Genomic DNA, 14,088 nt, shown 5'->3' on the forward strand with positions numbered 1-14,088 from the left:
TGCTGCCGCGTCATCCCTGGCTTTGAGCGCCTGCCGGAGCGCCGCACGGGCGAGGTCTGCCGGCCGGGCACCTTGGTCCCGGCCGGCTGTGTCCGCCCTGGTCCCGCCGACGCTGTCCTTCGACGTCTCCCCCGTCGGCTCGTCGGACCTCCTCCGAGAGACAACCACGTCCCCCACGCCCCCACTCGGTCCCCCCACCTCGTCACCCGGAGTCGAACCGCGCTCCCCGGCCCGGTCGAGAGGCTCCCCCTCCCCACGCCTCGCCGCAACAGCCTTCCGCAGGGCCGCCCGCGCCGCATCCCCCGGCCGCGACGGACGCACAGCGGACCCACCGGGACCCGCAGCCACCCCGCTCACGGGTTCACCGGCCCCTGCGACCACTTCGGTCCCGGACGCCCCCTCGAAGGACACCCCCGCCCACCCCTCGGAAGACTCCCCCACCTCGGCCCCCACCTCCGCTTCCCGCTCCGCGACCGGAACCGGCCGCGCGTCCTCGTCCCGCGCCATGGCGGGCCCCTCCTCAGAACCCTCGTCCCACCCCAGTCGAGAGCCTTCGTCCCGTCCCAGTCCAGGGCCCTCGTCCAATCTCGTGACCGGACGCACCCCAGGGTCCCCATCCGCCCCCATGATCGGACTTCCCTCAGAGTCCCCGTCCCCACCCGCGACCAAGGTTCCCCCAGAGCCTCCGTCCCGCCACCTGACCGGACTCACACCAGAGCCATCGCCACCCCTCATGCCCGATCCAAGCCCCGAGACCTCGTCCCGCCCCTCAGCCCGTCCCCCCGACGCCGCCGCCGCACCAGAATCCGCAGACTCGGCCGAAGCCTTCTCCACCGGCCCCGGCCCCCGCTCCCGCCCCTCCTCCGGCAACGCAGACACCTCACCGCTCGCCGACTCCCCCCGCGCCGCCCGCTCCCTGGCCGCCCGCAGGGCCCGGCGGGCCTCGTCGGCCGGGCCGGAGGTCATGTGGGCCTCCGGAGGGAGACCAGGTCGGTGAGTTCGCGGTCGGTGAGTTCCGTGAGGGCCGACTCGCCGGAGCCGAGGATCGCGTCGGCGAGGGCCCGCTTGGACTCCAGCATCTCGGCGATGCGGTCCTCGACCGTGCCCTCGGTGATGAGCCGGTGCACCTGGACGGGCTGGGTCTGGCCGATGCGGTACGCACGGTCCGTGGCCTGTTCCTCGACCGCCGGGTTCCACCACCGGTCGAAGTGGATGACGTGACCCGCGCGCGTGAGGTTCAGCCCCGTGCCCGCCGCCTTCAGCGACAGCACCAGCACCGGAGTCGCACCGTCCTGGAAGCGGTCCACCATGCGCTCGCGCTCCGGTACGGGCGTGCCGCCGTGCAGCAGCTCGACCGGGACCGCGCGGGCGGCGAGGTGGGCGGTGATGAGGCGGGCCATCCCCACGTACTGCGTGAAGACGAGCGCCGAACCGTCCTCCGCCAGCAGCGTGTCCAACAGCTCGTCCAGCAGGGCGAGTTTCCCGGAACGGGCCACCAGCCGCTCCCCGGCCGTCGGCGGGACCTCCTCCTTCAGGTACAGCGCCGGGTGGTCGCAGATCTGCTTCAGCGCGCCCAGCAGCTTCAGGACCAGGCCCCGGCGGGCGATCCCGTCCGCCGTCTCGATGGCGAGCAGCGACTCGCGCACCACCGCCTCGTAGAGCGCGGCCTGTTCACGGGTGAGCGGGACCGGGTGGTCGGTCTCGGTCTTGGGCGGCAGTTCGGGGACGATCCCGGGGTCGGACTTCTTGCGGCGCAGCAGGAAGGGCCGGACCAGGCGTGCGAGCCGGGTGACCGCCTCCTCGTCCTCGCCGTTCTCCACCGCGCGCGCGTGCCGGGCGCGGAAGGACTTCAGGGGGCCGAGGAGCCCGGGGGTCGTCCAGTCGAGCAGGGCCCACAGTTCGGAGAGGTTGTTCTCGACGGGCGTGCCGGTCAGGGCCACGCGCGCGGGTGCCGGGATCGTGCGCAGGGCCTTCGCGGTCGCCGAGTAGGGGTTCTTCACATGCTGGGCCTCGTCCGCGACGACCATGCCCCAGTGCTGTTCGGCGAGCCGTCCCGCCGTCGATCGCATGGTGCCGTACGTCGTGAGGACGAAACCTCCGTCGAGGCCCTCCAGGGAGCGGTCCGGGCCGTGGAAGCGGCGCACCGGGACGCCGGGCGCGAACCGGGTGATCTCCCGCTGCCAGTTACCGAGGAGGGAGGCGGGACAGACGACGAGGGTCGGCTCGGGCCGCGCCCGGCGCAGGTGCAGCGCGATGACCGTGATCGTCTTGCCGAGCCCCATGTCGTCGGCGAGACAGCCGCCGAGGCCGAGGGAGGTCATGAGGTCCAGCCAGGCCAGGCCCCGGAGTTGGTAGTCGCGCAGGGTGGCGTGCAGCCCCGGGGGCGGGTCGGCGGGGCGTACGCCTGCCGTCAGCCGGTCGCGCAGGGCGGCCAGGGCGCCGACCGGTACCGCCTCCACCGTCTCGCCCTCGACCTCCGCACTGCCGGTCAGGGCGACGGACAGGGCGTCGACCGGGTCGAGCAGGCCCAGTTCACGCTTGCGGGCCTTGCGGACCAGGGCGGGGTCGACCAGCACCCACTGGTCCCTCAGGCGGACGACGGGACGGTGGGCCTCGGCCAGCGCGTCCATCTCCGCCTCGCTGAGCGGATCGCCGCCGAGCGCCAACTGCCAGCGGAACTGCAGGAGTTCCTCGCTCTCGAAGAACCCGGTGCCGTCGGTCGCCGAGCCGGGCGCCGACCGCACCACCGCCGCCGCGGTGAGGTCCTGCGCCAGGTCCCGGGGCCAGTGCACGGCCACTCCGGCCGCCGCGAGCCGGGTCGCCGCGACGCCGAGCAGGTCGCCCAACTCCTCGTCGGACAGGGCGAGTACGTCGGGTACGTCCTGTTCGGAGAGCCGGTCCAGCGGGGCCCAGACCCGCGCGGCACGCCGGACCGCGAGAGCCGCGTCCACGCGGGCGCGCGGGCCGAAGGAGGAGTCCGCGTCGCCCGCCCACAGAGCCGCCGCGTCGGCCACGAGGGTGGGGTCGGCGAGGCTGTGCACCTGGACGATCGCCGCGCCCGCGCTGCGCGCACCGGCGGCATCGGCGTCGAACAGGTTGTAGGCCGAGAGGTCCAGGCGGAGCGAGATCCGCACGCCCGCGTCCATGCCGGCGGCGACCTCGGCGGCCCAGTCCTGGGCGTGCGGCAGGCGCTGCGGCGGGCGGGCCGCGAAGGGCTTGCCGGAGGCGTACGGCGCGGCGGGCGTCCGGGGCAGGGTGTCCGCGACGGCGTCCAGGAAGGACCGCATCAGGGCCTGCGGCTCGGGCAGCCGGAGCGGGCCCGGCCCGGGCAGCGGGACCGCGTGCCCCTCGTACGGCAGCGCGGCCGCGATCGCGCGCAGGTGCGCGATGTCGTCGGGGTCGAGCGGCCCGGCCCGCCAGGCGTCGTGGCCGGTGGCGGTGAGCCCGGGCAGCAGCCGGCCTCGGGCGGCGAGCCGCAGCGCGTGCAGGGCGGCCGCACCCCAGCAGGCGGTGGCGGGATGAGCGGCGGCATCACGCCGGGCCCGCACGAGCAGCGGCAGTGCCTCACCGACCGACAGCGAGAGCCCAGGAACAACCCGCCGCCGAACCCGAGACCCGTGCGCCCGCACAACGGTGACCTCGGTACGCAAGAGACCACCACCCCCAGCCAGCCCGGAGTGATTGGTGCGGTTGTCCCGGCTACAGGCCGCAAATGGCGGTGGCGCCGGGACAACCGCACCAATCACCCCGGCACCCTCCTCGGCACCCCCGTCCGTCGGCTCCTCGGGCGGCCAGACCTCGCCCTCGGGGTCCCAGAACAGCATCCGCCCGTCGCGCGGTAGGGGCGCCGGTAGGAAGACGGTGGCGAGCCGCACGGAGACAGCACGCCCGAGCGTCTCTCCCGCGCGCTCGGCCACCGCGGCCATGTCGCTCATACGTCCTGTCACCTCCCGCCCGCGTGTCGGATCAGTCGTCTTCGACTCTACGGGCGGGGTCTGACAATCGGCTCCGGCGACGGGCCGGGGAGCGTCGCCGGCGGCCTGGTCACGGAACGGTGCGCGAGACGACGTACACCTTCGGGGAGGCCGGGACGGCCAGGTTGACCATGATGTCCTGGGTGGGCGCCGGGTCCTTCTGGCCGTGGGTCAGGCCCCACCAGTGCCCGTTGTCGGGGAACCGCCAGCCGGTGATCTTCTGGTCGCGTTCGCTGACGGAGACCTCGCCCTTCTTCAGGTCGGCGCGGCTGACGCCCATGCCCGTGAGGAAGGTGTCGAGACCGGCCTCGCTGGTGCGGAAGCGGACGTAGAGGCGGCTGGTCTTCCAGTTGTTGGTCTCGTAGTACGCGATCTGGTCGCTGGGGTGCGGGACCGGCACCTCGTAGAGGCGGCGCTGGAGCTTGGAGGGCCAGCCGGCGGTGAGGCCGGTGGCGGCGTACTTCGCCTCCTTGTCCTTGCCGCTGTCGCGGCTCTGGTTGGCGGAGATCACCAGATAGCCGGCCGGGACCCCGATGAGCAGCACGATGATGAGCAGGGTCAGCGAGCGGCGGCGGACCATGTGGCGGTGGTCCTCGGGGGGCCGCCGCGGTTCGTCGGGGGGCGCCGTGGCCTGGCGCGGCAGGGACGCGTTCACGCGGTGTCCCGGGACGTACGGCGGGCCTCCACGTACCGCTCGTAGCGCTCGTGCCGCTCCACCCGGCGCCGGTTGGCGCGGCGGAAGCGGCGGGCGACCAGACGGGCGAGGTCCGCGGCGCCGACCATGCCGGCCTCGGGGCCCAGCTGGGCGCGGGCGATACGGGCCTCGGGGCGGTAGCCGCGACCGGTGAGCTGACGCTTGAACGCGTCCCGCGCGGGGCCGATCAGCAGGTCGTCGGCGGCCGACACACCGCCGCCGATGACGAAGCAGGAGGGGTCCAGGGCGGCCGCCAGGTTCGCGATGCCGACGCCGAGCCACTGGCCGATGTCCTGGAGCAGCTCGATGCACATCGCGTCGCCCTCGCGGGCCAGCTCGGTGATCATCGGACCGGTGATGTCGGAGATGTTGCCCTTGACGTGCTCGATGATCCCGTACGCCACCGGGGAGTCGGCCGCGGCCAGTTCGCGCGCCTCCCTGACCAGTGCGTTCCCGGAGCTGTACTGCTCCCAGCAGCCGCGGTTGCCGCACGGGCAGCGGTGACCGCCGGGCACGACCTGCATATGGCCGAACTCGCCGGCGACGCCGTACTTGCCGCGCTTGACCTGGCCGTCCTCCAGGATCGCGCCGCCGATGCCGGTGCCGAGCGTGATCATGACCAGGTGGTCCTCGCCACGCCCCGCACCGAAGCGCCACTCGGCCCAGGCGGCGGTGTTGGCGTCGTTGTCGACGAGGACCGGGACGGCGAGGCGGCCCGCGATACGGTCCCGCAGGGGCTCGTTGCGCCAGGACAGGTGGGGGGCGAACAGGACGCGGTTGCGGTCGGCGTCGACCCAGCCGGCCGCGCCGATGCCGACGGCGTGGACGTCGTGGCGGTCGGAGAGGTCCAGGACCAGCTCGACGATGGTGTCCTCGACGACCTTGGGGCTCTTGGACTTGTCCGGGGTCTCCGTGCGGACCTTCTCCAGGATGTTGCCGTCGGCGTCGACGACTCCCGCCATCACTTTGGTGCCGCCGATGTCGATGCCGACCGTCGGCACGCGGGGTGCGGTCAGGTGTGAGCGGCGTTCCCTTGTGCCGACGGTGCGCAGTGCGGGGGCACGACGGGAGCCTATGGGGGCGCTGAAGTTGCCGTAGGTGCTCATCGGCCCTGATTCTGCCGCACGCTCACGCTGGGTGCCGAGCGGGGGAGCAAAGGGGGATGCGCGATTCGTTGCCGAGTGCGAGTGCGTGGGGGCTGAGCGCGCAGTTCCCCGCGCCCCTAAGGGCGGACCAGTAGCTGGAATTCGAATGAGTAGCGTGTTGGACGGTATGTGTGTGTGCCGTACTCGACTGCTCTGCCTGTGTCGTCGAAGGTGACTCGTTGCATCGTGAGGAGGGGGGCGCCTTCCTGTTCCGCCAGGCGGTCCGCCTCCTCCCCCGTCGCCGCTCTTGCTCCGATCGTCTGGCGAGCGCTGTGGAGGGTGATGCCCGCCGTGCGCATCATGCGGTACAGGCCGGTGGACTCCAGTTGGGCGGTGTCCAGGTCGAGGAGGTCCGTCGGGATGTAGTTGATCAGGTACGCCATCGGCTCGGCGTGTGCCAGGCGGAGCCGTTCCACTCGGTGGACGTCGTCGCCCTCGGCGACTCCCAGGGCCGCGGCGATCTCCGCGGTCGCCGGGACCAGGGCGTTGACGAGGACCTTCGTGGCGGGGCGCTGGCCGGCCGCCTCCAGGTCGTCGTAGAGGCTGCTGAGTTCCAGGGGGCGCTTGACCTGGCTGTGCACGACCTGGGTGCCGACCCCGCGGCGGCGTACCAGCAGACCCTTGTCGACGAGCGACTGGATGGCCTGGCGGACCGTGGGCCGGGACAGGCCGAGCCGCGCGGCCAGCTCGATCTCGTTGCCCAGCAGGCTGCCGGGTGTGAGCGTCCCGTGCTCGATCGCGGCCTCCAACTGCTGGGACAGCTGGAAGTACAACGGCACCGGGCTGCTGCGGTCCACGCTGAGCTCGAGGGTCACGGTCGGGTCTACTTCTGGTTTCGGCACGGGAGCGAGCGTAGCTTCGTGCGTTGTTGACGGGAAGTTGTGTAGTTCGGTTGTCCGGACATTCGGATTGACAGCACGGGGGCCGCGACCACATTTTGTTCACATGCGCATCGGGGTCATCGGGACGGGCCGCATCGGCACCATTCATGCGAACACGCTCAGCCGCCATCGGGAGGTCGGTTCCTTAATCCTCACGGACGCGGACGTCGGACGGGCCCAGGAGCTCGCGAACCGGCTCGGCGAGACCGCCGCTCCGGGGGTGGACGAGATCTTCAAGTGGGGCGTGGACGCCGTGGTGATCACCACGGCCACCTCCGCGCACGCCGAGCTGATCGGCCGGGCCGCGCGCTCGGGGCTGCCGGTCTTCTGCGAGAAGCCCATAGCGCTCGACCTGCCCGGCACGTTGCATGCGATCGCCGAGGTGGAGACGGCGGGAACGGTTCTCCAGATGGGCTTCCAGCGGCGCTTCGACACGGGGTACACCGGCGCGCGGGAGGCGGTGCGCTCAGGGCGGCTCGGGCGGCTGCACACCGTGCGCGCGGTGACCTCCGACCAGACGCCGCCGCCCGCCGAGTGGCTGCCGGTGTCCGGCGGGCTGTACCGGGACGCGCTGATCCACGACTTCGACATCCTGCGCTGGGTCACGGGGCACGAGGTCGTCGAGGTGTACGCGTCCGGGTCGGACGCCGGGCCCGCGATGTTCCGGGCGGCCGGGGACGTGGACACGGGTGCCGTCCTGCTCACCCTGGACGACGGGACGCTGGCGACGGCCACCGCGACGCGGCTGAACGGCGCCGGGTACGACGTCCGCATGGAGCTGGCCGGGGAGCTGGACCAGGTCGTGGTCGGCCTCGACGACCGCACGCCCATCGCCTCCACGGAACCCACGGGGCCACCGGCGGCGGACAAGCCCTGGACGGGGTTCCTGGAGCGGTTCGGACCGGCCTACGAGGCGGAGCTGGTCGCGTTCGTCGACGTGGTCCGGGGCGAGCGCCCGAACCCCTGCGACGGGCGCGAGGCGCTCCAGGCCCTGCGGATCGCCGAGGCGTGCGAGGTGTCCCGGCGCGAACGCAGAGCCGTCCGCCTGGCGGAGATCCAGGGCGCCACGAGCACGACGACGCTGTGACGGGTCACGGACCTACCGACGCACCTCCCACCGCCGTCTCCGGCCTACCACCGCACCGGCAGACTCCTGACCCCTCTGATCAGCATCCCCGGCAGCCACTCCCCCGCCGGCCCGTCGAGTGCCAGCCCCGGGGCGCGGTCCAGGAGGGTGCCGATCGCCGTGCGGGCCTCCAGGCGGGCCAGGGGGGCGCCCAGGCAGAAGTGGATGCCGTGGCCGAAGGCGAGGTGGCCGCGCGGGTCGCGGCGGATGTCGAAGCGGTCCGGGGCCGGATAGCGGGAGCCGTCGCGGTCGCCCGCGCTGAGGCAGACCATGACCGGCTCGCCCGCGGCGACGGCCGCGCCGGCTATCTCCAGGGGCTCCAGGGCGTACCGGAAGGTCGCGTTCTCCACCGGGCCCTCGTAGCGGAGCATCTCCTCGACCGCGCCGTCCAGCAGGGTCATGTCGGCGCGCAGGGCGGCGAGTTGGTCGGGGTGGGTGAGCAGGGCGCGCACGCCGTTGGTGATGAGGTTGACCGTCGTCTCGTGGCCCGCGATGAGCAACAGGAAGGCCATGCCGCGCAGTTCCTGCGGGGAGAGCCGGTCGCCGTCCTCGGCGGTGGTGCGGATGAGGTCGCTCAGCAGGTCGTCGCTCGGGCCCGCGCACCGCTTGTCCTCGATCAGCTCCGTCAGGTACTCGCGCAGGCGCAGGACGGCGTCGTAGGAACTCTCCGGGCTGGTGGGCGCCACGACCTCGGTGGACAGCTTCCGGAACTCCGTGCGGTCCATCTCGGGGACGCCGAGGAGTTCGCAGATCACGGTGATCGGGAGCGGGTAGGCGAGGGACTGCACGAGGTCGGCGCGGGTGTGCGGCAGCATCGCGTCGAGGAGGTCGTCGGTGATCTCCTGGATCCGGGGGCGCAGTCTCTCCACCCGGCGGGCGGTGAAGGCGCGGGAGACCAGGGCGCGCAGCCGGGTGTGCTCGGGCGGGTCGCTGCCCAGCAGGTGGCGGCCGATCAGCTCCTCGTCGTGGAACAGCTTGCCGAGTCTGCGGGCGTCCTTGGACAGCCGGGGATCGGCGAGTGCGGCGCGCGCCTCCTCGTGGCCGACGACGAGCCAGGTCGAGTAGTCGGCGTCGGAGCCGGGCGGCCGCACCCGGTGGACGGGGCCGCGGGCGCGCAACTCGGCGTAGACGGGGTGCGGGTCGGCGCGGAACGCCTCGCCGTACTCCCCGAGATCGATCACTTCTCCAGCCATGCGTCTCCCCCTTCACACCGTCCAACGGCCGGCGTCCCCGGCTAGTGCCCGTTCGGCGGATGAGGCCGGCCACCGGGATCCGGCGTCTGCTCGGTGCGGATGGGCGGGTCGGTGGAGGTCGGCGACCGACGGCAACGCCGCAGCCAGGCGGGCCCGGCCCCGCGTCGCCGACCTGGTCCGCCGGACGGCTACCGGTGCCCGCCCGGGCCCGCTTCCTCCACCAGACCGGCGTCGTACGCCAGCAGCGCGATCTGTACGCGGTTGTTGAGGTCGAGCTTGGCGAGCACGCGCGAGACGTGGGTCTTGACCGTGGCGACGCTCATGTAGAGGGCGGTGGCGATCTCGGCGTTGGCGAGGCCGCGTCCGACCGCGACGGCGACCTCGCGTTCGCGGTCGTTGAGGGCGGCGAGGCGCTCACGCGCGCGTGCCTTGCGGGTGTCGGCGGCGTTGCCGACCGCGTGCTCCACCAGTTGGCGGGTGACGACGGGCGACAGGACGGGGTCGCCGGCCGCGACGCGGCGCACGGCGTCGAGGATCTCGGCGGGCGGGGTGTCCTTGAGGACGAACCCGGCGGCGCCCGCGCGCAGCGCCCGCAGCACCTGTTCGTCGGCGTGGAAGGTGGTCAGGACGACGATCTGCGGGGCGTCGGGCCGGGCGCGCAGCCGTTCCGTGGCCGTGAGGCCGTCCACCGCGGGCATCCGGATGTCCATGAGGACGACGTGCGGGCCGGTGCGGTCGACGGCGGCCTCGACCTCGGCGCCGTCCGCGGCCTCGCCGACGATCTCGATGTCGTCGGCGCCGCCCAGCATCAGGGACAGTCCGGCCCGCACGAGTGGGTCGTCGTCGACGAGGAGGAGTCTGATCGCAGTCATGGTCCTTACGTAATCACGACGGGGCGGGGTGAAATCACGGCTGTTCCGGGCAAGTTGCGGCCGGGGCGCCCGTACCCGGGCTCACCCCCACGGCAGCCACGCCCGCACCTGGAACCCCCCGTCCGCCTCCGGCCCGTGCTCCAGGCGGCCCCCGGCGAGCGTCGCGCGCTCGGTGAGGCCGATCAGTCCCTGGCCGGAGCCCGGGACGGGCGGTACGTCGCCCTCGGGGGCGGGGTTGCGGACGGTCAGGACGAGACCCTCGCCGGGGCCGCCGGAGACGGTGACCGTGGCCTCCGTACCGGGGGCGTGCTTGCGGGCGTTGGTGAGGCCCTCCTGGGCGATGCGGTAGGCGGTGCGGCCGACGGAGGCGGGGACGGCGGCGGGGTCGGCGACGCGGTTGTCCAGGGCGACCTTCATGCCGGCCTCGCGGGACTCGGCCACCAGGGTGTCCAGCCCGGCCAGGGTCGGCTGCGGGCGCCCGGTGTCGTCCTGCTCGCCCGCCCGCAGCACGCCGATGATCTCCCGCAGGTCCTGGAGCGCCTCGTGGGCGCTCTCCCGGATCACGCCGGCCGCCCGCGCGATCTCCTCCTGGGACGCGTCGGGGCGGAACTCCAGGGCGCCCGCGTGGACGCTGAGCAGGGTGAGCCGGTGCGCGAGGACGTCGTGCATCTCGCGCGCGATGGCCTCGCGGGCGAGCCGCTGCGCCTGCTCGGCCCGCAGCCGCGCCTCGGTCTCGGCGCGCCGGGCGCGGTCGCGCAGACTGAACATGAGCTGCCTTTTGGCCCGTACGAGCATGCCCCAGCCGACGATCGCACCGATCAGCAGCACGGAGAGGACGACCACCACCACGTACGGCAGGTCGGCGTCGGGGCGCAGCCGGTAGGTGAGCGGAACCAGGGCGATGCTGACACCGGCCGCCCAGGCCACGTACCGGAAGGGGCGGTGCACGGCGAGCGTGAACAGGGCGATCACACAGGCGCCGCCCGCGGTGTCCGAGACCACCCCGAGCGGGACCGAGGCCACGGCCAGGCCGAGCGGCCAGCGCCTGCGCAGCCACACGGCGGCGCAGGCGAGCACGCCGATGAGCTGGTCGAGGTCGGCGGCGGTCTGTGACACATGCGGGTTCTGCGACACCGCGTCGGCGCCGATCATGCCGATGACCACGGCCACCAGGAAGCAGGAGAAGTCGACGATCCAGTCGCGCGCGGTGCGCCGGGGCCGCCGTCCGGAACGGGCGGGGTCGGGGTCGAACTCGTGGATCACGGCGGACGGCAGCAGCCACCGTCGCCGCCGGGGGAAGGCCGGCGGTTCGGCCACCGTCTCGTCAACACTCACGTTCGACAAATCTACGCAGTGACGGCCCGGGGCACCTCCGCGCGGACGGCATCGGCGACCAAAGTAGCGGCGCCGCAGACTTTCGGCGGGGCGGGCCGCGGGCACCGGGTCCTTCGGTGAACGGACGCCCGCCGCGCGGCCGATGCGGGCGGGCGGGGCCTGCGGCGAGGCTCTCCCCATGAAGCGGTTGCTGGAGTTCCTGGGAGTCCTCGCCCTGGTCCAGGATGTGATGGGCCTGCTGCACGAGTTCACCGACTGGCACATCGGACTGGTCCAGCGGATCGGCTTCCTGGACGGCTACGGGCTCTACGCGAGCCTCGCCCTCGTCGTCCTGACGTTCGCCCTGTTCGCCGCGGCGGAGAGCCGTAGAGGCTGACGCGCGGGAACAGGCTCGCCCCGCGGCCGGTGTGGGGGAGGCCGCGGGGCGAGTCGGGCGCCGTTCCTCGGGCTGGGCCGTGGGGGGCTCAGCAGTCGAAGTCGACCAGGTCGAACGTGGCGTAGTGGTCCGCCGTGTAGTAGTCCTCCTGGTACTCCTCACCGGTGACGATGCGGCGCGCGCCGCGGGTGGAGGAGCCCGGCGTGATCACGGTGTACTCGTGGTAGTAGCCGGTCGACTGGCTGGGCAGGACGCCTTCGCGGTTCTGGAAGACGGTGCCGTCCTGGGAGTACGGGTAGGGGCCACCCTGAGCGATCAGGTCGAGGGTGTCGTACGCCTGGGAGGGCAGGTCGCTGTAGCAGATGCTGCCGACAGCGGCGGCCGCCGGAGTGGCGGTGACGGTTCCGCCGACCAGCAGGGCGGAGAGGACGGCGGCCGCGGCACCGATGCGGGTGATACGTGGGGGGAATCTCATGCCCTCATGATGACGCGCGTAGACAGTGGCATGTCAATGACAACTCTGCAGATTTTCCCGTCAAGTCCGATGAGTTTTCGGGAAGTTAACCTGCCGCCCGGCGTCTTCACGAGCACCGGACGGCAGGGGGCGCGGCGGGGCGGTCACCCGTTCTCGGGGAGGGCGAAGCTGCCGTACTCCGGGCGGCCCGCCAGGTCGTACGACTGGATGGAGACGCCTGTGGAGGTGATCCGGCCGCCGGCGTGCCGGAAGGCGGTCGGCGCGGCGCCCTCCTTGAAGAGCCGGTGACCGGTGCCCAGGACCACCGGGAAGGTGATCACGTGGAGCGTGTCGACGAGGCCCAGGTCCAGCAGGGAGCCGACAAGGGCGCCGCTGCCGTGGATCTGGATCTCGCCCTCGGTGCGCTCCTTGAGCGCGGTGATCTCCTTGGCGAGGTCGCCGGCGACCACGGTCGTGCCGGACCACTGCGGGTCGGTGAGGGTGGAGGAGACGACGTACTTCGGCAGGGCGTTGAGCTTCGAGGCGATGGGGTCGGCCGGGTCGGTCATCCTCGGCCAGTACGCGGCGAAGATGTCGTAGGTACGGCGGCCGAGGAGGAACGCGCCGACGCCGTCGAAGACCTCGGTGACGAAGCGGCCGAAGTCCTCGTCGTTGTACGGCACGACCCAGCCGCCCTGCCGGAAGCCTCCCCGGGGATCCTCCTCGGGACCGCCGGGGCCCTGGTAGACGCCGTCGAGGCTGACGAAGATCTGCGAGACGAGCTTGCCCATGAGGGTGCCTTCTTCCTGCGGTGAGGTCTGCTGTCAGGAGGTCAGACCTCACCGGCACCCGCAACTCATCGCCACGCCCGCACGGACTTGCGCTCAGCCGCCCAGTTCCTGGTGGCGCGCCACCAGCTCCGCCGTACCGGCGTCCGTCAGGGAGCCGAAGAGCCTCAGGCGCGAGATGCCGCCGTCCGGGTAGATGTCCACGCGCGCGTGCGTGCCGACGGCGGGTGTCGGCAGGACGAAGCGGTGGTTGGTGTCGGGCTGGAGGCGGGTGCGCGGGAGGATCTCGCGCCAGTCGCCGTCCTCGCCGTCCCGCACGGACACGGAGGCCCAGCCCGCGCTGTTGCCCTTCAGATACGCCGTGTCGATCTCCAGGGCCCGGATCTGGGACTGGGCCGCCAGGCGGTAGCGGATCCAGTCGTTGCCCCGGTCGCGGCGGCGCCGGGTCTCCCAGCCGTCGTCCATCTTGCGCGAGCGGCCCGGCTGGATGGTGTTGCTCGCCGGTGAGTAGAAGAGGTTCGAGGCGTCCTCGGCCCGGCCGCCGTTCTCCAGGGCGACCACGTCGAAGGTGCCGAGGACCGCCAGCCACTCGGGATCGGGTACGACCTCGCCGTACACGCGCAGCCGCGCGATGCCCCCGTCGGGGTGCTGGTTGACGCGGAGGTGGGTGAAGCGCTGCTCCACCGACACCTCGAAGCCGTTGGCCGCGTGGCCGCCGACCGGGGTGCGCGGGACCAGCGTCGTCCACTTCACGTCGTCGCCGAGGAGGTGCTCCGGGGACGGTGAGCCCGGTACCGAGGTGCCCTCGACCGAGACCGCCTGCGGGTAGTTGCCGCGGAAGTGGGCGGTGTCGACGACGATTCCGCGGACGACGCCCGGGGCGCCGAGCCGGACCAGCGCCCAGTCGTGGTCCTCGGCCGTGGGCCACGGGTGCTCGGCGGAGGCACCGCGGCGGCGGCGCGTCTCCCAGCCGTCCATGATCTTGCCCTTGTGCCCGAAGTGCTCGGGGTCGAACTCGGCGCGTCCGGGCAGCAGCAGGTTCTCGCGCTGGGCGAAGAACTCGTCGTTGGCGGCGATGACCCCGGCGCCGAGCCCGCGGGCGGCGAGGTCGGCGAGGTGGGTGAAGGGGAGGTCGGCGGTGCGGTAGTCCGCGTACGGGTCACCGCCGCCGTAGGGGTTCGCGTCGCCGGTGAAGCTGGGGATCGCCGTCACGGAGAGGGTCCTTTCGGGTGTTCGGCCGCTGCGGGTGC

General features: G+C 72.8%; 12 protein-coding genes. 2 read left to right on the plus strand and 10 right to left on the minus strand.

Annotation, left to right across the window (positions count from 1 at the left end):
- Positions 1-962: 962 nt before the first annotated feature.
- The 4 genes from ABZ896_RS03820 to ABZ896_RS03835 all read right to left on the minus strand — a co-directional run bounded on the left by ABZ896_RS03820 (position 963) and on the right by ABZ896_RS03835 (position 6,628).
- A complete protein-coding gene (locus ABZ896_RS03820) occupies positions 963-3,935 on the minus strand; it encodes a DEAD/DEAH box helicase (RefSeq protein ID WP_360921369.1) in 2,973 nt (990 codons plus the stop codon).
- Positions 3,936-4,044: 109 nt separating this feature from the next.
- Positions 4,045-4,629 (minus strand): sugar kinase, encoded by a 585-nt coding sequence (locus tag ABZ896_RS03825; RefSeq protein WP_360921372.1) that lies wholly within the window; start codon positions 4,627-4,629, stop codon positions 4,045-4,047.
- Positions 4,626-5,774: an ROK family glucokinase gene (locus ABZ896_RS03830; protein WP_360921375.1), complete on the minus strand. Its 1,149-nt coding sequence runs from the start codon at positions 5,772-5,774 to the stop codon at positions 4,626-4,628. Before ABZ896_RS03830 ends, ABZ896_RS03825 begins: the two co-directional genes overlap by 4 nt.
- A gap of 116 nt (positions 5,775-5,890) precedes the next feature.
- Complete coding sequence (locus ABZ896_RS03835) at positions 5,891-6,628, minus strand: GntR family transcriptional regulator (protein WP_360921378.1); 738 nt, start codon at positions 6,626-6,628, stop codon at positions 5,891-5,893.
- A gap of 130 nt (positions 6,629-6,758) precedes the next feature.
- On the opposite strand from ABZ896_RS03835, the gene ABZ896_RS03840 reads away from it, so the two are divergent.
- Entirely contained in the window at positions 6,759-7,781 is a 1,023-nt protein-coding gene (locus ABZ896_RS03840) for a Gfo/Idh/MocA family oxidoreductase (RefSeq protein ID WP_360921381.1), read from the plus strand.
- Positions 7,782-7,825: 44 nt separating this feature from the next.
- Here the strand turns inward: ABZ896_RS03840 and ABZ896_RS03845 are convergent, their stop codons facing one another.
- From ABZ896_RS03845 to ABZ896_RS03855, 3 genes are all read right to left on the minus strand, one after another.
- Entirely contained in the window at positions 7,826-9,013 is a 1,188-nt protein-coding gene (locus tag ABZ896_RS03845) for a cytochrome P450 (protein WP_360921384.1), read from the minus strand.
- Between the two features lie 188 nt (positions 9,014-9,201).
- The gene (locus tag ABZ896_RS03850) at positions 9,202-9,885 is read right to left on the minus strand and encodes a response regulator transcription factor (RefSeq protein ID WP_360921387.1); all 684 of its coding nucleotides are present in this window, start codon (positions 9,883-9,885) and stop codon (positions 9,202-9,204) included.
- A gap of 81 nt (positions 9,886-9,966) precedes the next feature.
- The gene (locus ABZ896_RS03855) at positions 9,967-11,229 is read right to left on the minus strand and encodes a histidine kinase (protein WP_360921390.1); all 1,263 of its coding nucleotides are present in this window, start codon (positions 11,227-11,229) and stop codon (positions 9,967-9,969) included.
- A gap of 169 nt (positions 11,230-11,398) precedes the next feature.
- Between ABZ896_RS03855 and ABZ896_RS03860 the strand changes: the two genes are divergently transcribed.
- On the plus strand, positions 11,399-11,596 hold the full coding sequence (locus ABZ896_RS03860) for a hypothetical protein (RefSeq protein ID WP_360921393.1): 198 nt from the start codon (positions 11,399-11,401) through the stop codon (positions 11,594-11,596).
- A gap of 88 nt (positions 11,597-11,684) precedes the next feature.
- On the opposite strand, the gene ABZ896_RS03865 is transcribed toward ABZ896_RS03860, so the two are convergent.
- From ABZ896_RS03865 to alc, 3 genes are all read right to left on the minus strand, one after another.
- Positions 11,685-12,071, minus strand: a complete 387-nt coding sequence (locus tag ABZ896_RS03865) for a ribonuclease domain-containing protein (protein ID WP_360921396.1) — start codon at positions 12,069-12,071, stop codon at positions 11,685-11,687.
- A gap of 143 nt (positions 12,072-12,214) precedes the next feature.
- Positions 12,215-12,841, minus strand: a complete 627-nt coding sequence (locus ABZ896_RS03870; protein WP_360921399.1) for a dihydrofolate reductase family protein — start codon at positions 12,839-12,841, stop codon at positions 12,215-12,217.
- A gap of 93 nt (positions 12,842-12,934) precedes the next feature.
- Positions 12,935-14,050, minus strand: a complete 1,116-nt coding sequence (gene alc / locus ABZ896_RS03875) for an allantoicase (protein ID WP_360921402.1) — start codon at positions 14,048-14,050, stop codon at positions 12,935-12,937.
- Positions 14,051-14,088 lie beyond the last annotated feature (38 nt).

The organism is Streptomyces sp. NPDC047072 (genome assembly GCF_040643855.1).
Classification (GTDB): Bacteria; Actinomycetota; Actinomycetes; order Streptomycetales; family Streptomycetaceae; genus Streptomyces.